Annotated in this window: 12 protein-coding genes; 10 read left to right on the forward strand and 2 right to left on the reverse strand. The window is 55.9% G+C overall.

The genetic code is table 11. The features are described 5' to 3' along the window. The first annotated feature begins 232 nt into the window (after window positions 1-232). The 6 genes from GSR16_RS08585 to GSR16_RS08610 all read left to right on the forward strand — a co-directional run bounded on the left by GSR16_RS08585 (window position 233) and on the right by GSR16_RS08610 (window position 3,676). Window positions 233-616 (forward strand): hypothetical protein, encoded by a 384-nt coding sequence (locus GSR16_RS08585; protein WP_159876415.1) that lies wholly within the window; start codon window positions 233-235, stop codon window positions 614-616. A 70-nt stretch (window positions 617-686) separates the two neighbouring features. After that, entirely contained in the window at window positions 687-1,124 is a 438-nt protein-coding gene (locus GSR16_RS08590) for a DUF411 domain-containing protein (RefSeq protein ID WP_159876417.1), read from the forward strand. A 64-nt stretch (window positions 1,125-1,188) separates the two neighbouring features. Continuing rightward, complete coding sequence (locus GSR16_RS08595) at window positions 1,189-1,677, forward strand: cupredoxin domain-containing protein (protein ID WP_159876419.1); 489 nt, start codon at window positions 1,189-1,191, stop codon at window positions 1,675-1,677. Between the two features lie 26 nt (window positions 1,678-1,703). Beyond that, window positions 1,704-2,099 (forward strand): hypothetical protein, encoded by a 396-nt coding sequence (locus GSR16_RS08600; protein WP_159876421.1) that lies wholly within the window; start codon window positions 1,704-1,706, stop codon window positions 2,097-2,099. Further along, the gene (locus tag GSR16_RS08605) at window positions 2,042-2,674 is read left to right on the forward strand and encodes a hypothetical protein (RefSeq protein ID WP_205677527.1); all 633 of its coding nucleotides are present in this window, start codon (window positions 2,042-2,044) and stop codon (window positions 2,672-2,674) included. The genes GSR16_RS08600 and GSR16_RS08605 overlap by 58 nt, the downstream gene beginning before the upstream one ends. 339 nt (window positions 2,675-3,013) lie before the next feature. Then, window positions 3,014-3,676 (forward strand): response regulator transcription factor, encoded by a 663-nt coding sequence (locus GSR16_RS08610; protein WP_159876423.1) that lies wholly within the window; start codon window positions 3,014-3,016, stop codon window positions 3,674-3,676. Window positions 3,677-3,693: 17 nt separating this feature from the next. On the opposite strand, the gene GSR16_RS08615 is transcribed toward GSR16_RS08610, so the two are convergent. Then, a complete protein-coding gene (locus tag GSR16_RS08615) occupies window positions 3,694-5,697 on the reverse strand; it encodes a sensor histidine kinase (protein ID WP_159876425.1) in 2,004 nt (667 codons plus the stop codon). Between the two features lie 744 nt (window positions 5,698-6,441). Between GSR16_RS08615 and GSR16_RS08620 the strand changes: the two genes are divergently transcribed. Then, window positions 6,442-10,128 (forward strand): autotransporter outer membrane beta-barrel domain-containing protein, encoded by a 3,687-nt coding sequence (locus GSR16_RS08620; protein ID WP_159876427.1) that lies wholly within the window; start codon window positions 6,442-6,444, stop codon window positions 10,126-10,128. A 185-nt stretch (window positions 10,129-10,313) separates the two neighbouring features. Then, a complete protein-coding gene (locus GSR16_RS08625) occupies window positions 10,314-11,090 on the forward strand; it encodes a substrate-binding periplasmic protein (protein WP_159876429.1) in 777 nt (258 codons plus the stop codon). Here the strand turns inward: GSR16_RS08625 and GSR16_RS08630 are convergent. Then, window positions 11,087-13,777: an MHYT domain-containing protein gene (locus GSR16_RS08630; RefSeq protein ID WP_159876431.1), complete on the reverse strand. Its 2,691-nt coding sequence runs from the start codon at window positions 13,775-13,777 to the stop codon at window positions 11,087-11,089. The two genes, GSR16_RS08625 and GSR16_RS08630, sit on opposite strands and share 4 nt — an antisense overlap. A gap of 443 nt (window positions 13,778-14,220) precedes the next feature. Here GSR16_RS08630 and GSR16_RS08635 point away from each other — a divergent pair, with 443 nt between their 5' ends. Together GSR16_RS08635 and aspT are read left to right on the forward strand one after the other, a co-directional pair. Further along, on the forward strand, window positions 14,221-15,879 hold the full coding sequence (locus GSR16_RS08635) for an NAD-dependent malic enzyme (RefSeq protein ID WP_159876433.1): 1,659 nt from the start codon (window positions 14,221-14,223) through the stop codon (window positions 15,877-15,879). A gap of 117 nt (window positions 15,880-15,996) precedes the next feature. After that, window positions 15,997-17,679, forward strand: coding sequence for an aspartate-alanine antiporter (gene aspT / locus GSR16_RS08640; protein ID WP_159876435.1), 1,683 nt, complete (start codon window positions 15,997-15,999; stop codon window positions 17,677-17,679). Window positions 17,680-17,863 lie beyond the last annotated feature (184 nt).

Raw genomic sequence — 17,863 nt, forward strand, 5'->3', positions numbered from 1 at the left:
GTGGCGGCATGTGCCGCCCAGACCAGGGGCCAGCAAGCCGTTTTTCGGGCGGCCCGTCGACCCGCTTTGTTAGCGTAAGCAGCAAACTGGCCTTGCCTGATGCGGCCAATCCGCTCTGACCGGCAGCTTTGTCTACCCTTGCCAAGGGGCGGCGCGGTGCAGCTGATCCAGATCAATAATGCCGCAAGCAGGGCTGATTGGTGATTCACCTGTGCCGCCAAACGGTGCTATCTTGCCGGGTATGAAAGCCTTGTACCGTTTCCTGCTGATGTTTCTGCTCGCGCTTCCGGCACTTAATGTGCTGGCGGCGGGTGCCGACATGGCCATGGCCGGCGAGGCAATCATATCGGCAGACTGCATGGCCCATGAAACCCATGCTGCCTGCCATGAGGAAACCGCAGGCAAGATGCCGACACATGCCGCCAATGCAAAAGCTGCGCATGGCATGTTGTGCAGCGGTGCCGGCTGCGTGCAGCTCTGCGCGCCTTCCTTGTTCCAGCAAGCAGCCTGGTCTGCCACGCCGCTAGCCCAGGTCGGTATTTTTGTCCCCACCCAGCCCGCTGCACTGGCTGGCATCACCCTTTCTCCGCCACATCGTCCGCCTTTACTGGCCTGACAGCATTTTCCGATTTGCCGGCCTATTGCCGGTCATCCGAATCCTTGTCATTGCCAGAAGGAGGGCCATCATGGCCACCATCCGTACCCGCATTTTTGCCGCCTTGTTCGGCGCGTTTAGCACCGCTGTTTTTGCCGCTACCCCGGTCACGCTGTACAAGAGCCCCACTTGCAGCTGCTGCGAGGCCTATATCAGCTATCTCAAGCACAACGGTTTTGATGTCAGCGCCATCAATCGTGATGACATGCAGCCGATCAAGCAGCAGATGGGGGTTACCCCCGGTCTGGGCAGCTGCCATACCGCCAAGATCGGCCGCTACACTATTGAAGGTCATGTGCCGGTGGCCGCCATCAAGAAGCTGCTTGCCAGCAAGGCCGACGTGGTGGGCCTGTCTGCCCCCGGCATGCCACTGAACAGCCCCGGCATGGGTGAAGAAAAGCCAGGCACGCTGGCCATCTACACCATGAGCAAAGACCAACGTACCGGCGTGCTGTTTGGCCGTTTCTGAGTCATTGCCTGACGGGGTGGGGCCAGGCTTTGGCCATTTCATCCCGCCGGGCGGGAGCTGTGCAATGTACTATCAACGACACATTCTGCTGCTGGCACTACTGCTGCCCGCCACTGCCATGGCCCAGATGAAGGGCATGGACATGCCGAAGCACTTTGCTTTTGGCCAGCCTGCACCGGAATCCGAGGCCACGCGGACCATCCATGTCGAAGCCACCGACACCATGCGGCTTAATTTCGATGCCATGAACATCCACCGGGGTGAGGTGGTGAAGTTTGTCGTGAGCAATAGCGGGCAGGCTGTGCATGAATTTGCCATCGGCGATGAGGCATTCCGCAAGAAGCATATGCTGGAAATGCGCAAACAGATGGCGGGAATGGAACATCACGATGTCAATGTGCTATCCATCAAGGGGGGTGAGACTAAAACCATTGTCTGGCGCTTTGATCCGCTCAAGAGCAAGTCCGTCCTGTTTGCCTGTTATGTGCCAGGGCACTTCGAAGCTGGCATGTATCACCGGCATGTCATGCTGAAACAAGCCTTGCCCAATTGATTGGCACAGCGCGTGGAGTAGACAAGATGTCCACCTTGTACCGGATACGCCAACAACTGCATACCTGGAGCCGGCTAGTGCTGGCGGCCTGGGTATTGGCGTTTACGCTGGTCGCGGTGGCAAATTGCCATACCATGCCGATGGAGCCGGATCATGAACACGCCAGCTTGCTGGCGCAATGGCAGCATGCCCATGACCAGCCCCACCATGAATTGTGTAGCAAGGTCTGTGCCGATGCCCAGCACGGCCTGGTGAAAGCCGATTCACACGGGCAGCCGCACATGTCCTTGCTGCTATTGGTCATCAGCCTGATCTGGCTGGGTGGGCCGGCCATCACCTTTCTTTTGCCGCAGGCGATCCGGGCATGGCCACGGCCACCCGCCCGGCCGCTACGCCTGCAGTTTTCCCGCTTCAACAACTAGCCCCGCATGCGGGATGGGTTGGCCATTCCCATGTCCCCCTTCCTGCCATTGCGGCAGGGTATTTCTTTGTCACGTCTATACGGAGTCGAATCATGAAAACCCAATGGAAAACCGTCATCGCCCTGGCCATTGTTGCCGCCACTTTTGGCGCACAGGCAAATGAAGCCCATCACCAGGATGCTTCCGCTGCCGTCGTCAACAAGAAAGCCGCCAAGCCCGCTGTCAAAAAAACGCCAGCCAGCAAGGTGATGCCATCAAATAAAGAGATGGAAATGCAGATGGAAAAAATGAATGCAGTACACGCCAAAATGGCCGCCGCCAAAACGCCTGAAGAACGGCAGGCTGCGATGCAGGAAGGAATGGCCGTGATGAAGGACAGCATGGGCATGATGAAGCAAATGCATATGGAGCACTGTCAGGACGGCATGTCCAATGCGGGCATGATGAAGGGCATGAAGCCGGGTGATGGCATGCCGATGAAATCCATGATGCAGGGCGATGTGCGCATGATGGACATGATGATGCAGATGCTGGATCAGCAGTCGTCGATGATGAAAATGCCGATGGCGCAATAATGGCCGGGCAGGGCCGGTAGCCGTCTTCATGCTGGTCCTGCCTTGTCGGCCTTGAACACACCGCGCTGTTCTCCTGAGCAAGTGCGCTTTGTTTGCCGCCGTCTTTTCCTGACACCGGGCTTGCACAGAAGGTTAAAATAGGCCGGCTTGAAACAGGTGTTTCAAGTGAACGCTGTTGATTCTTGTACTGCCTGTCAACCCGCCAACCTTGCATGTGATTTCCTGCCATCGGCTGGTGCAGGCCGGGGGACGGGCTTGCCTGTCGGTGTAAGTTTTTGTAAGCAATGCCGGCTGGCAGGTCGATTAGAATGCTTGGCCTTGAACGATGCAGAACAGATTGTGGCAAAGATCTTATTGGTAGAAGACGAGGCCGAGCTGCGTGAGGAGCTGGCCAGATTCCTGCTGCGTAGTGGGCATCAGGTATGGCAGGCCGGCTCCATGGCAGAGTTTTCGGCACTGCAAGTTGTAACTGACATTGCAATTCTGGATATCGGCCTGCCGGATGGCACCGGGCTGGATGTGGCGCATGTCATTCGTCGCGAATCACCACGTACCGGCATCATCATGCTGACGGCCCGCAGTTCAACACAGGACATGCTCAGCGGCCTGAATGGCGGTGCCGACCACTATCTGGTAAAGCCGTTCCGCTTGCTGGAGCTGGATGCCATCATCAACGCCTTGTACCGTCGTATCGGGGGTGACTGGTGTCTGAATCTGCGCACGCGCCAGCTGCTTTCACCGCAAGGGCTGCATATCTCCCTGTCGCTGGCCGAACTGTTGTTGTTTCAGCAACTTGCTGCCACCGGTCTGCAGATATTGAATCGCAAGAATCTGGTTGAAGCACTGGGATTTAACTGGCTGGATTTCGACATGCGCCGGCTGGATACCATGATCAGCCGACTGCGCAAGCGTTGGGCCGATGAAACCGGCACGGCCTTGCCGCTGAAAACCGAACATGGCAAGGGCTACAGCTTTCTTGCCACGATTGCCCAGCTGCAGTAAGGCTGCAGTCAGCCAGGCTAGGCCGGGCTGATATCGGCTACTGCGGCAATATGTAGTGGCAAACACAGATGGATTCTGCAGCCTTTGCCTTCCAGGCTGTCTATTTCCAGTCGACCACCCTGGTTTTCCATCAGTTTGCGCGCCAGCATCAAGCCCAGGCCGCTACCTGGCTTGCCGGTACTGTTTGCACCGCGAAAATGTGGTTCAAATACGCGTGCAAGTGTTTCTGCGCTCATTCCGGGCCCGTTATCCCTGATGAAAATATTGATGTGATCACCAGCAGCGCTGCCGGTAAACAAGATGGTGGACTCCGGCGGCGTGTACTTGACCGCATTATCTGCCAGGCTGCGCAGCACCAAGAGCATCAGGTCAGGGTCGCAGACAATGTTTTCCGGCAGCAGATCCAGCTGCAAGATGAACTGATGCGCGCTGGACAGAATGGAAGCCGAGCGGGCCGCATCCTCAAGCATCATGTGCAGATTGCACTGTCGATACTGCACGCCACGCCTCATCAGCGTGAAGCTGTCCTCATTCAGATACCTGTCCAGCAACAGGCTCAGCCGGTTGGTTGCCTGCAGTATCTTGCTGTAGCGGTTGCGTGTTTCTGTGTCCAGCTCGGTGGCATCCAGCTCCAGGTTTTGTGCCGTCATGTCAATTACGGTCAGGGGAGTGCGCAGCTCATGCGAAACCGTGGCAAAGAACTCGCGCTGTTCCGCTTGTGCGCGCCGTTCTATCTGCAAGGAAGCTTCTACCCGACGTACCGCCTGCTGTAATTGCACGGTACGCTGAATAACCTGTTCTTCAAGTTCGTGTTCATTCTTTTTTGCCAGACGCAGTGCCTCGGCCTGAGCATGATCATGAGCCTCCCGCAAGGTCTTGATCTTTATGCTGACAGCGTAGTTTAGCGCAAGCATATACAGGGCCATGCCAAGATAGTAGGTATTGTCGGTCACGATATTGGATGGCAGCAGGGCGACATTGCGCAAGCTGCGCAAGGCTACCGCCAGCCAGAATGGCAATAGCGCCAGCAAGATACGCAGTGCCATCTTGTTTTTATTGCGCATGGTGTAAACAAATACCGTCCCGAACAGCATGTTCAATAATATCCATGCCTGGAATGCAGGCCTGATCCATTGCTGATCAGCCTGAAACAGCAATGTAACTGCCAGCGTTGAAAAAAACCAGTCTAACTGAACAATACGCCAGAATACCTTGCTCTGTATTTCCAGATAATACAAAAGCAATTGCCCACCTATCGGAACGCTAAAATAAATACTGACAATCAGTATGATTTCATTCAGGTCAGAATAATCTCCCAATAAATATTGATAGATGTATCCTTCCGAACCCAGCATGACAATCAAGTTGGATAGCGCATAAAGTGCAAACCAGCTATAGGAGCGGTCGCTGGATGCCCGGTAAAGCCAAAATCCATTCAATAGCAAGGCGAAATAGACCGATGCCAGTGCGCCGAAGAAAATCTGCTCGGTGGCAATGCTGGTGATCAGCGATTTGTATGAAAAAAATACCGGTGTGATGGTGAGGGTGTTTTGGCTTTGCAGGCGAAGGTAAATAATATATGGCTTGTTTGCCGGAATGTTCATCCTGAATACAGCATTGCGATAATCAATTTCATGATCAGACATGGGGATGTGGTCCCCCATTTTACGAATCAGCAATCTTCCTGATGCATCCTGTTCGTATAGTGTGGCGAGATCCAGCATGGGAGACTGCAGCTCCAGCCACCAATGCGCGGCCTGTTCTGGCTTGCGCACTATTTCCATTCTTATCCATACCGCACCAGGCTGATAGCCAAATGCGTTAGAGCTGGCTGCTTTGAATAGATGCTCTTTCAGACGGATTTCATTAATTTTCTTTTCACCGCTCGGATCAATCAGTGTTTTCCATGTGTATTGCAAAGCTTCGTTAGCGGGTGCTGAAAATGCCATTTGAATATTAAGGCATGAGATCAGCACTGCAATGAATATCCATGAGCAGATGCGGTGCGGGAATACAGGCATGCTTCTTATCGGCGGGAGAAAGAATGGGGCCTAATCCTAATCGGCTTTTAAAGGCTTTACCAGTTATTGGTCATTAAAAGTCGCCAAGTAAGGAGCCGTAAGGATTTGTAAGCAACGGTAAGGGCCGAGCGCAATGAAGTTGGCATTATCAATGCCGGTTTTTGTCTTCATGCCATATGAAAGTTGGCGTTTGACAATACTGATTGTGGGTTGATATTTAAATTAAATCAATCATTCGAAAAATATACTTACAAATCGGCAGGCCAAAGTCAGTCACTCGTTGATATGGCATGGCCATGGGGTAATGACAAAATGAAAAGATCCGACATCGGGTATCGTTTGACCAAAGTCGGTGGGAAGATGGCCTCCGTGGCCATGTGCGCCCTCACAGGATGCATGATCATGTCGATGGCGAACATGGCCATTGCTACGCCCGTCGTGTATTTCCAAACTTTTGTAACAGGTGAGACCCGCTTGCAGGATACGGTAAATACCTATTCTTCCAGTGCATCCTCCACCTTTACTACCACGACAGTGAGTGGTTTGGCATCTGGCAGTAGCTGGAACGTTTCTGGAATCGATATCTCGGCGACCAATGGTGCAAGCCGGACAATTGATTCGACTTATCTGAGTAACTCTCCCAGTCTGATTGCTGCATCAGGTACCACTGGTGTGGGCATTAATATGACGGCATCGAGTGCGGACCCGACCGGCAGTGGTCTGACATTCAAGTTTGGAACCCTGATGAATTCGTTTGGTGTCCAACTGGGAGACTGGGGTACTTGCTGCTATAACTCTTCGCTTTATATCCAGTTTGGCAATCAGGCAAGCAATACCTGGGAAGGTGCACAGCTGATTGGCACTGCAACAAAAATTGCTGATGTTCCCGAGCAGGCTAATGGGAAAACCTATACCTTTATCGGTGCCATCAACGATACAAACTTCTTCGATATGGTCCGTATCTACGGTGATGGTAATGGTGATGTACTGTATGCCGGCGGAACGATTTACACCGGCTCTGTAGCACTTAATTCGGTACCAGCCAGTGCCGGCTCCTCTACGCAAACCAGTAGTAGCGATATCGACAAGGCTCAGTCTCAATACCTGGCCAGCAATCTTGGTGGTTCGGTCAATCCTGCCTTTGTAGGGGGGACGCTCAAGAGCGATGTTGCCAGTGTGACGCAAAATTTCACCATTGATGATTCAGTCAATGGTGCCAGCAGTACGATCGATCAGAATGGCATGGACAGCAATTATTCCGGCGTATTGTCAAATGCTGCGGGAAAAACCGGCTCCATTACCATCAGCAATAGTGGCACGGGCGGTAGTGTCACTTTCTCTGGCAGCAATACCTATACCGGTACAACCACCATCGATGGCAACGCAACTCTGGCATTGTCCGGGAATGGCAGTATTTCTTCCTCAAGTGCCGTAATTGATAATGGCAGCCTTGATATTTCAGCCACCAATAGTGGTGCAAGCATCAACAGCCTGTCTGGTAATGGTGCAGTGGCACTTGGCAGCAAGACGCTTACCCTGAGTAATGCCAACGATACTTTTGCTGGTGTCATCGCAGGATCGGGCGGCCTGACCGTGGCTGGCGGCAATGAAATCCTGACGGGTGCCAATACCTATAGTGGATCCACCACCATTAGCAGTGGGGCAGGCCTGACGCTGTCCGGTAACGGCAGCCTGGCCAGCACGGCGGTGAACATTGCCAACGGTGCCACGCTGAACGATAACAACAGCGGCCTGTCCGGTGCCGCCAACCTGACGGCAGACGGTGCGCTGACGCTGGGTGCCGATGAAGCCATTGCCCAGCTCAATGGTGCTACCAGCGGTACGGTTGCGCTGGGCGCGCATACCCTGACCATTGGCAATGGCGGCAGCTTTGCCGGTGTTGTCAGCGGCACGGGCGGCCTGACCGTGGCTGGCGGCAATGAAACCCTGACGGGTGCCAATACCTATAGTGGATCCACCACCATTCGCAGTGGGGCAGGCCTGACGCTGTCCGGTAACGGCAGTCTGGCCAATTCCACCATCAGCGATGCCGGTAGCTTGACGCTGGCTGCCAACGCCGCTGCCAAATCCCTGTCTGGCGCTGGTACTGTCAATCTGGGTGGCAATACGCTGACCTTGAACAATGCCGGTGACACTTTCTCCGGTGTGATTGCCGGCAGCGGTGGCCTGGCGCTGAACGGTGGTACTGAAGTATTGAGCGGCAGCAATACTTATAGTGGCGGTACCCGTGTCAATGCTGGCACGCTTGTGGTATCCAGTGATGCCAACCTTGGCAGCGGTGCGCTGACCCTGAATGGCGGTACGCTGCACAGTACGGCCAGCTTTGCCACTAGTCGTGAACTCACGCTGCAGACGGGCTCCACCAGCGCCATCAATACCGATAGCGGCACCAATCTGCTGCTGGAAGGGGTAGTCAGCGGCGCTGGCAATCTGCTGAAGAATGGTAGCGGTACGCTGGAGGTCAATGGTGCGCACAACACCTTCTCCGGTCAAACCACGATTAATGGTGGTGTGGTGCAGATTGATGACGGGGCGTCCTTGGGTACCGGCCTTATCGTACTGAATGGTGGCACCTTGCAGACACTCAGTACCTTGAGCAATGCCCAGCAGGTGTTGGTCAGTGGCAGTTCGTCGGTGAATACCAATGCAGGCACCACCGCCACCATGTCTGGCACCGTTACCAGTTCAGGAAGCAGCAGCTGCTTTAACAAGACTGGTGCCGGCACGCTTAACATGACGGGCAATGCCACGCTGTCCAACGGGACTTGCGTGCAGGAAGGCACCTTGCGTGCCAATGGTGATCTCACCAGTAATGTAACGGTAGACAGTAGCGGTACTTTACGCGGTACCGGGGTTATCAATGGCACCACCACCGTAACCGGCAAGCTGGCTCCCGGTAACTCTCCTGGCACACTGGTTTCCACCGGAACAGTAACCATGACCAGTGGCAGTACCTTCGAAGAAGACATCGACGGTACCGGAATCGGGACGGGCGCTGGCAACTATTCTCGTCTGATCATCACAGGCAGCAGCAGCCAGTTTGTTGCTGCCGGCACCTTGACTCCGCTGCTGCGTGGCATCACCACTGACCCGGCCATCCCTAGCAGCACGGCCAACAATACCTTTACGCCATCTTTGGGTGATAGCTTCCGCATCATCACCGCAGCGGGTGGCATTGTCGGCCGCTTTGACAGCCTGGTACAACCCAGTGCCGGTCTGGCGGCAGATACCCAGTTGGTGGCTTTCTACAATCAGCTGGGCAGCAATAGTGTTGATTTGCGCCTGACACCCACTTCCTATGCCAAGTATCTGGGTGGAAGTAATCAGAATGCGCGCAATGTCGGCAGTGTGCTGGACAAGGTGCTGGGCGGACAGGTGAACAATACCGATACGACCGCGCAAAGCAATCTGCTGTATGCCGTGGCCGGCTTGAATGCGGAGCAGCTGAAAACTGCATCGCGCCGCCTGTCTGGTGAAGTGCATGCTGCCTTGGCTGCCACTGCACCGCTGGCTTCGCGTGCATTGCAGAATGATGTCAGCAATCACTTGCAGCAGGATGCCGCCGCCGGTGTGAATCAGGACGGTACGCCGGCTCGGGTGTTATGGGCCAACTCCAATGTGGACCATCAGCAACTGAAAGCAGATGATTTTGCCTCCGGCTACAAAACCAATCGCAGTCAGTTCAGCGTCGGTATTGATGCCTACACGACCAGCCAGACCCGCGCCGGTTTTGGTATGTCGCATGCGGAAACCTCGATTGGCCAGGAGTCCGGCAGCGGTAGCCTGAGTGAAACCATGGTGTTTGTATATGGCTCGCAGGCCGTTGGCAAATTCTACCTGGATGGCATGGCATCCATTGGTAGCGCAGACTGGGGCAGCAGCCGTAGGGACCCCTTGCAGCTGAGTGGTGGCCTGGCTTCCGGCGCGACTGGCAGCAATGCCTTGCTCAGTACTGGCTTGCGCATGCCCATTACCCTGGACAAGGGCATTGTCGAGCCGTTTGCCCGGGTCATCTGGCAGCGTAGCAGCCACGACGCCCAGAACGAGGGTGCGGCTTCGGTATCGGCACTCAGTATGCAGGGCTATGCCGCCAGTGGTGTCCGCAGCATGATCGGTTTCAGCGGCAAATCCCTGGAACAGGACCCGCTCAAAGCTGCCTTTACCTATCAGCTGTCGCTGGCGGTGGGGCAGGACAGCGGCAAGCTGTCCCGTCCGCAAGTGGATAGCCAGCTTGCCGGTTTGGGTGTGAGTACCAGCGCTACGCATAGTGGCCGTCAATTTGTGCAAACCCAGTTGAATGGCACGCTGAAAGTGGGCAAGCAGTCCTACCTGTACGGTGGCGTCAATGGTGAGCTGGCGCAGGGGCGAAGCGAGTATGGCGCTTCTGCCGGCTTGCGCATTGCTTTCTGAGCCAGGCTGAACCGAGTGCACAGTAAGGCCGGGGGCTTTCGCAAGAATGGCCCCCGGTTTTTTGCTGCAGGATGCTTCTGTTTTTGTCTTTGTTGGTGTCAGCTGCCGGCTGATTTACCGTCCTGGTTGTGGCGTAGATGATGATCCGATTTTTCCTCCATCTCATGCTGTTGTATGTGACCACCGTGAGCTGTGTCCATGCAATCAGCCTGCGTAGCAGTGCTCAGGAAGGAAACCTGCTGCGCTTCAATCCTCAGGATTCGCACCTGCCCGGTTTCAGCATGGAGTTGATCCGGCTACTGCATCAGACCGATCCGCAGTTGCTTATCAGCGGCCAGGATCGTTTCCGCTCGCTGCGGCGTCTGGAGGCTGATCTGGACAGCGGAAAAATCGATATGGTGGTTGGCATGGAGGGTACGGTTGCACGGCGGCAGCGCTTCATGGTGATTACCCGGCCGGTGTTGTATGTGCAGCATGTCGCGCTGGCGGTGCGTCAGGATGATGCGCTGTTGCAGCTGCCGGCCGATGGCATGCAAGGGCTTGGCCGGTATGGCATTGTCGCTGTTGCCCAGGGCTCGGCATATGCGGCGTATCTGTCCACGCCGGGTGGGGGGCAAGCAGATGATGGTGCCATTGCGATTACCGGTAATCTAGGCAAGCTGATGCGTCACCGCGTACGTTTTGTCTTGCACGCGGAAGAAGAGCTTGGTTGGCATATCCAGCAATTGCGCTTGCAGCCGCAGATACGCTTGATCCCCGTGCCGCTTGCCCGGCAGGATGTCTGCCTCATATTGTCCAGACGGCTGCCGGCCTCAACCGTCAGGCATTTGCGGGCTGTGTTGCAGCGGCTGGAGCGCTCCGGCAGTCTGACTGCCTTGAGAGCCAAATATGGTTTGAAGGGCAGGCCGCAACAGCCATCCCGTCGGGTTTTGCCGGTCCGTCGCCAGGGCAGCAAGATCTAGCCGTACGCTGCCTGCAGTGCCCGTTTCATTTCCTGGTCCAATTGTTTGATGTCAATTGGTTTGGAGGCAAATCCACTCATGCCGACTGCCATTGCGGCTGCTCGGTCTTCTTGCAGCACACTTGCGGTCAGCGCGATGATCGGAATGCCGTACTTGTCCGGGTCTCCACCGCTGGAACGGATAACCCGGCAAGTCTCCAGTCCATCCATGACCGGCATCTGCACATCCATCAGGATGATGTCAAAGTCGTGCTGCGACCAAAGCTGCAGTACTTCCTTGCCGTTCATGGCCGTGGTTACCGTATGGCCCCGTTTTTTGAGCAAGATCTTGATCAGGTTGAGGTTTTGCACCACATCATCAGCCACCAGGATATCCAGTGGCGGCAAATTGGCATCTTCAGCTACCGGGCTGGCGGCCAGGCCTGACTCGGTAACTGCCAGCGGAATGCGTACGGTAAATGTCGAACCGCGCCCGGCCGTGCTTTCAACCGCTATGCTTCCCCCCATTTTCTTTACCAGCTCCATGGCAATGGTTGTTCCCAGGCCGGTACCACCAAATCGGCGCGAGGTCGATGCGTCCGCCTGGGAAAACGGCTTGAACAATTTGGCTTGTGCAACGGGATTCATGCCGATGCCGGTATCCGTAATGGCCAGCTCGACATCACCATCATGTCGGGAAACCTGCAGCCTTACCTCACCCTTTTCAGTAAACTTGACGGCATTGCTCATTAAATTAAGCAAAATCTGCCGGATACGCATGGCATCGCCCATATAGCGGTCCTTGATGCTTTCCGGGTAGTCCATGATCAGGCCAATGCCTTTGCGCTCGGTGGTCAGCCTCAGGGTATCAATAGTCTGCTGACAGACATCCCGTAGTGAAAAGGGCAGCTCTTCCAGCTCCACCGCACCTTGTTCCAGCTTTGCCGTATCCAGAATGTCGTTGATCAGCCCAAGCAGTCCCTTTGCCGACTGATTGATGATCTCAATCATTTTCTTCGGCTCTTGATCCATCTCGAAATCCTGCAGCAAATCGGTATAGCCGATGATTGCATTCATCGGCGTGCGAATCTCATGGCTCATATTGGCCAGGAAAGCACTTTTCGATCTGGCGGCCGATTCGGCACTTTCCTTGGCCACTTGCATGGCAATTTCCATGAGCTTGCGTTCCGTGACATCGAGAATGACCCCGTCAATGAACATGGCCTGGTTCTCTTCATTGAAAACACCACGGGCGCTTTCGGAAACCCAGCGCTCGGTTCCATCCATGCAGCGCATGCGGTATTCCACCGTATAAGGAATGCGCTGCTCCAGTGCATTGCGAATGACCGCGCGCACGCGCGGCTGATCTTCCGGATGGACAATGCTGATGATATGCATGCCGCCGCTCATGAATATATTGCTGGGCCAGCCGCTAAGCGCCTGAATGTCCTCACTGATAAACAGCTTGTCCCAGGGTTCTTTGGCCTTGCTGCGAAAGGTGACGCCGGGAATATTGTCGATCAGCGCATGGAACTGCTGCTCACGCTCCTCCAGTTCGCGCTGCATCCGGTGGCGCTCGCTGATATCGGTGATAAAGCCAACATATAACAGCTTGTGCGAGGGCAGTGCTCCGTTGCCAATCGCCAGGCGGATGGGAAATTGTGAACCATCGCTGCGCCTGCCGATAACCTCTTGCTCGGTAGCAAAAGTCGGCAGCGGCGTTGGCGATGCTGATTGTTGATCCTGTTGGTCAAGCGCAGGGATCAGCCGCTGGATGCTGCTGCCCTTAAGTTCGGACTCCATCCAGCCAAACAAGCGTTCTGCAGCCGGATTGGCCGACTGTATCTGCCCCTCGGCATCAAAGGTGATCATGCCATCAATGGTGGTGCTGACGATGGTTTGCAGTTTCAGCTCGTTTGCCTGCGCCTTCTGGTAAAGCATGCGGTAGCGCAGCAGTACGTTGCCGGCCATCACCATGTTTCCCAGCATCAGCACCAGTACGGCAATGCCGATGGCAAGGCTGGCATTGTCATTCCAGGATGAAAAACCAACACTGTGGGCGCTGCCGATAAAGCGGGCTGCGGCCATGCCAAAGTAGTGCATGCCGGCAATGGCAGCGCCCATTACGCTGCCGCCCAGCAAGGTTGCATAGCCCTTGTGCAAACGATTGCTGTCCAGGCCAAACCTTATCCATAAAGCCAGGGTGCTCAGAAGAACTGCCACCACGATTGATGCGGCAAACCATAGTGGATCATAGCGGAGCAGGGGCTCCATGCTCATGGCGGCCATGCCGCTGTAGTGCATGATGCCGATGCCACTGCCAACCAGCGTGCCACTCAGCCACAGTTGGCCCGGGCTGATGCTTGGCCGGGCAAGCATCTGCAGGGCAAACCAGGCAGCACAAATGGCCGGAAGCATGGAGAACAGCGTTGGCAGCAAGGCATAGTGCACGGAGCTGCAGATGGAGAAGGCCAGCATGCCGACAAAATGCATGGCCCAGATGCCACCGCCCATTGCAATCGATCCGGTCACCAGCGCAATTTTCTTGAGATTGCCTTCATCGGCCTCGCGTGCAAAACCAGCCATTTGCAAAGCAAGGCAAGACGTGAAAATGGCCACCAGCAGCGACAGGGAAACCAGCCAGAGATTGTATTGGGTCTGTAAAAAAAACAGTGTTTGATAACTGTTGATGAAGTAGGCGTTCAACATGCTCAGCTCTCAGGTGGACGGCACCGTAGAAGAGTTAATAATCGCACTATTAGCTTTTATAGGTCACGACAAGTTTGTATTTCAATGTCATTGAATGTAAGTGGGGCCGTCCCGGCGTCCCCGGACGCTGTTGAGCTGTTGGCCGTATTGCTTGCAAGCACAACCGGTAATCGCCCATTTGCGCTACCCGGCAGCCCATCACAGGCTGACCGGGTTTTTTCATGCCTGGGTAAAAGCCCCTGAGCAAAGTACGGACTTCCGCACCTGTCGTACGGGGCAAAGTACGGCCTGACGTCAGCAGGGTTTTTTGTTCAAATAAAAAACCATAAAAATCAATTAGTTAAAAATTTTCTACAGGGCAAAAAGGCTGGCACGCCAGTTGCAATAAGAAGGGCAGCTGAGACGTTTTCATCTCACCCATTCGATACAAACTGGAGATTGCCATGACTGTAAAGAACACTTCCGTCAAGAATGACAAACTGAGTGCCAAAGGCGTACAAGGCGGCATGCCGCTGCTGCATGAACCCAAGCTGAACAAGGGCACGGCCTACAGCGTGGAAGAGCGTCGCCAGATGGGTCTGGAAGGTTTGCTGCCGCATGCGGTGGAAAACCTGGACCGTCAGGTAGAGCGCGTAATGGCCCACCTGGACGAAAAAGCTGACGATCTGGAGCGTTACACCTACCTGATCGGCCTGGAAGACCGTAACGAAACCGTGTTCTACAAGACGGTGATGTCCGACCCGAAACGCTTCATCCCGGTGCTGTACGATCCGACCGTGGCCGATGCCTGCGAAACCTTCGGCAACAACTACCGCCGCGCCCGTGGCATGTACATCACCCGCTACATGAAGGGCCGCATGGCCGAAGTGCTGCGCAACTGGCCGGAAAAAGACGTGCGCTTCATCTGCGTATCCACCGGTGGCCGTATTCTGGGCCTGGGCGATATCGGTGCCAACGGCATGGGCATCCCGATCGGCAAGCTGCAACTGTACACCGCTTGCGCTGCCGTTCCGCCGGCCGGCCTGCTGCCGGTGCTGTTCGATATCGGTACCACCAATGAAACCCTGCGCGCCGACCCCTTCTACATGGGCACCCGCGAAGCACCGGTTACCGAAGCCGAGCTGGACGAACTGACCGAGGAATTCATCCAGGCCGTGCAGGAAGTGTTCCCCAACTGCTGCGTGCATTTTGAAGACTGGAAGGGCACCGACGCCATCCGCATGCTGGATCGCTACAAAGACAAGATCCTGTGCTACAACGACGACATCCAGGGCACGGCCAGCGTGGCACTGGCAGGTATTGCAGCCGGCATGAACATTACCGGCGGCAAGCTGACCGACCAGCGCGTGATGTTCCTGGGTGCGGGTTCTGCCGGTCTTGGCATTGCCAAACTGTTCTGCGCCGAACTGCAAACCCTGGGCCTGAGCGAAGCCGACGCCCGCAAGCAGGTGGCCCTGTTCGACATCAACGGCCTGATCGAGCACTCCCGTACCGACCTGACCGAAACCCAGAAGCTCTATGCCCGCCCGGCCAAGCCGTGCAAGGATTTCCTGCAAGCCATCCGCGACTTCAAGCCGACCGTGCTGGTAGGGGTGAGCACCAAGGCCCGCGCCTTCACCCGCGAGGTGATCGAGCTGATGAGCCAGCTGAACGAACAGCCCATCATCTTTGCGCTGTCCAACCCCACCCACAAGGCCGAGTGCAGCGCCGAAGAAGCCTACACCTGGTCCAAGGGCAAGGCGCTGTTTGCCGCTGGCGTGCAGTTCCCCGACTTTGACTACGAAGGCAAGACCTACCGTCCGGGCCAGGCCAACAACTTCTACATCTACCCGGCTATCGGTCTGGCTACCTACTGCTGCCGCCCGACCCGCCTGAACGACGAATGCTTCATCGTGGCTGCCCATGCCACCGCCGATCAGGTCACGCTGACCCAGCGCGCCAAGAGCATGCTGTTCCCCAGCCAGGACCAGATTCTGGAAACCGAAGTGACCACGGCAGCGCGCATTGCCGAGTACATGTTTGATTCCGGCCTGGCCCAGGTAGAGCGTCCGCGTGATATCCGCGCTTGGATCGAGGCTCAGCTGTACAAGCCGCAGTACTGAGAAGTGAGGCGCGACCACCCGGTTGCGCATGACTTCCACTAACGTTGTTCTCGCTTGATGGCAGTTGCCCGTGTGCAGGTGAGCCGGGCAGCTGCTGACAATACAAAGGTGTCTATCATGGACTACATCATTCATACCCTGCAGAAGTATCCGGAGATTGCGATCTATCTGACCATCGCCGTCGGCTTCTGGGTGGGCAATCTCAGTCTGGGCAAATTCAACCTCGGGGTGGTGACTTCCACCTTGCTGGCCGGTCTCTTGATCGGTCAGGTGCATCTGGTGATCCCATCGGTGCTGCAATCCACCTTCTTTGCCATGTTCCTGTTTGCTGTCGGCTATGCCGTTGGTCCGCAGTTCATCCGCGCACTGAAGAGCGACGGTATCTCGCAGGTGTTCTTTACCATTCTGGTGTGTGCGTCCGGCCTGGGGACTGCCATCCTGCTGGGCAAGATGCTGCATTACGATGCTGCGCTGACTGCCGGCCTGCTGTCCGGTGGCTATACCAACTCCACCGTACTGGGAGTGGCAACCGACCTGCTGAATCAAGTAAACCAGATGCCTGGTGGCGTGAAAGTGGCCATGGCACTGATGCCGGTGGCCTATGCCGTGACCTACCCGTTCGGTACTGCCGGCTCGGCCTGGTTCCTGGCGACTTTTGCCCCGAAAGTGCTGGGCTTCAACCTGGTGGAAGAGTGCAAGAACTATGAAAAGGAAAATGGCAACGGCCATACCGTGGGCAGCACTGCTTACCGTGAGTTTTCCGCCCGTGCCTTTTTGCTGAGTAATGTCGATCTGTTCGACAAAACGGTTTCCGAAGTGGAAGCCATGTTCGACCACGAAATCTTTGTGCGCCGTGTGCGCCAGGCCGTGGGTGCCAAGATTGTCGATTGCGAAGGCACTACCCGCATCCAGCGTAATGATGTGGTGGCCATTTCCGGCACCCTGACCGCGCTGTTGAAGTACCAGAACCACTTTGGCAAGGAAGTGAAGGACGTTCCGCTGCTGGACTTCTCCACCGAACTGCTCGACCTGGTGGTCACCAGCCGCAAATACGCCGGCAAAACCCTGGGCGATATCACTACCGCGCTGTTTGGCAAGCCGGGCCGTGGCCTGTTCCTTACCCGCTTCAGCCGTGGCGAGCTGGACATGCCGATGGGGCATGATGTGGTGGTGCAGCGTGGTGACGTGCTGACCATCCTTGGTGCCAAGCAAGACGTGGTGGCCGTGGCCAAGGAACTGGGCTATGCCGACCGTCCACTGGAAAACTCCGACATGGCCTTCATGGGCTTCGGCATCGTGGTGGGCAGTATTCTGGGTGCCATCACCGTGCATGTGGCTGGTATTCCGCTGAGCTTCGGTACTTCGGTGGGTTCCATCGTGGCCGGTATCGTCTGCGGTTACCTGCGTGCCACCATGCGTACCTTCGGCAAGATCCCCGGCCCTGCGCTGTGGGTGTTCAATAACGTTGGCCTGAACGGCTTTATCGCGGTGATTGGCCTGAATGCGGCGCCCGGCTTTATTTCCGGCCTGCAACAATACGGCCTGACCCTGCTGTTTGCCGGTGCCGTGGTTACTCTGGTGCCGCTGATTGTCGGCCTGCTGCTGGGACGCTTCGTGTTCAAGTTCCACCCTGGCATCCTGCTGGGCGCTTGTGCCGGTGCCCGTTCCACCACGGCCGCGCTGGGCGCATTGCAAGACGCAGCGCAAAGCAAGGTACCCGCCGTGGGCTATACCGTAGGCTATGCAGTATCCCGGCTGGTGATGGCGGTGTTCACCATCGTGCTGGTCAACGTGTTCTAGCAGTCTTGTTCTTTATCCTTTCGGTCGTCGTGGCCCTGCCATGACCTTGCCACGCGGGTTGACTCCCGCGTGGTTTTTTTGCTTTGCATAGTGCAGTGCAAAAAAAGTGACTGGGCACTGTGGGATAATGCCCGTATGCCAGCCATCACCAGCCAGCCGCCACAGGGCGACGACTTGAATCCAG

Source organism: Aquitalea denitrificans (assembly GCF_009856625.1).
In the GTDB taxonomy this organism is placed as follows: Bacteria; Pseudomonadota; Gammaproteobacteria; order Burkholderiales; family Chromobacteriaceae; genus Aquitalea; species Aquitalea denitrificans.

Excerpts from the sequence above, each read along its gene's own strand:
- aspT (WP_159876435.1), top strand. The coding sequence starts at position 15,997 with ATGGACTACATCATTCATACCCTGCAGAAGTATCCGGAGATTGCGATC.
- GSR16_RS08600 (WP_159876421.1), top strand. The coding sequence starts at position 1,704 with ATGTCCACCTTGTACCGGATACGCCAACAACTGCATACCTGGAGCCGG.
- GSR16_RS08605 (WP_205677527.1), top strand. The coding sequence starts at position 2,042 with ATGGCCACGGCCACCCGCCCGGCCGCTACGCCTGCAGTTTTCCCGCTT.
- GSR16_RS08590 (WP_159876417.1), top strand. The coding sequence starts at position 687 with ATGGCCACCATCCGTACCCGCATTTTTGCCGCCTTGTTCGGCGCGTTT.
- GSR16_RS08635 (WP_159876433.1), top strand. The coding sequence starts at position 14,221 with ATGACTGTAAAGAACACTTCCGTCAAGAATGACAAACTGAGTGCCAAA.
- GSR16_RS08615 (WP_159876425.1), bottom strand. The coding sequence starts at position 5,697 with ATGCCTGTATTCCCGCACCGCATCTGCTCATGGATATTCATTGCAGTG.
- GSR16_RS08595 (WP_159876419.1), top strand. The coding sequence starts at position 1,189 with ATGTACTATCAACGACACATTCTGCTGCTGGCACTACTGCTGCCCGCC.
- GSR16_RS08620 (WP_159876427.1), top strand. The coding sequence starts at position 6,442 with ATGAATTCGTTTGGTGTCCAACTGGGAGACTGGGGTACTTGCTGCTAT.
- GSR16_RS08630 (WP_159876431.1), bottom strand. The coding sequence starts at position 13,777 with ATGTTGAACGCCTACTTCATCAACAGTTATCAAACACTGTTTTTTTTA.